Genomic DNA, 710 nt, shown 5'->3' with positions numbered 1-710 from the left:
CTCGATGGCTGTCAGAGCGCCTTCGCGCTGGAACGGGCGCGCGAGTGGGCCGCGGTGCTGAGCGCCTGGGCGCTGCCGCAGCCCCAGCTGTCGCTGTTCACGGGGCGGTGCCGGGTGCACCGGGCCGAACTCCTGCAGCTGAGCGGCACCTGGCAGGCCGCGCTCGAGGAGGCCGACACCGTCAGCGCCGACCCACGGGCGGGGCAACACGAGCGCGGGGCGGCCGGCTACCAGCGGGCCGAGGTGCACCGGCTGCGCGGCGAATTTCGGGAGGCGGAAGCCGCGTACAAGCTCGCCCACGAGTGCGGGGTCGAGCCGCACCCCGGGCTGGCCCTGCTCTGGCTCGCCCAGGGCCGGGTGAACGAGGCCTGGGCCGCCGTCTGCCGCGTGCTGGCCACGACCGGCCCGCCGCTGGCCAGGGCCCGCGTGCTGCCGGCCGCAATCGAGATCGGCCTCGCCCGCGGCAGCATGGCGGAGGCCGCCGCGGACGTCGCCGAACTCGCCGGCATCGCCGCGGCCTTCCCGAGCAGCATGCTGCGGACCCTCGCCGAGGAGGGGCGGGGACTGCTGGCGCTGGCCGAGGGTGCAGCCGGAGAGTCGCTCAGCCCGCTGCGTGCGGCGCAGGACGGCTGGTCGGAGCTGGGCGCGCCCTATCTCGCGGCGCGGCTGCGCGCCAGCATCGGCACAGCCCTGGCCGCGCTGGGCGACGA

General features: G+C 77.0%; 1 pseudogene. It reads left to right on the top strand.

Going from position 1 to position 710, the window contains the following annotated elements:
* Positions 1-710: pseudogene (locus tag GY24_RS17790) on the top strand (DNA-binding response regulator); the annotation flags it as partial.

Origin of the sequence: Microterricola pindariensis (assembly GCF_002936985.1) — a bacterium.
GTDB classification, from domain to species: Bacteria; Actinomycetota; Actinomycetes; order Actinomycetales; family Microbacteriaceae; genus Microterricola; species Microterricola pindariensis.
Note: the sequence above shows the minus strand (reverse complement) of the source record. Positions and strands in the feature narration are given on the sequence as shown.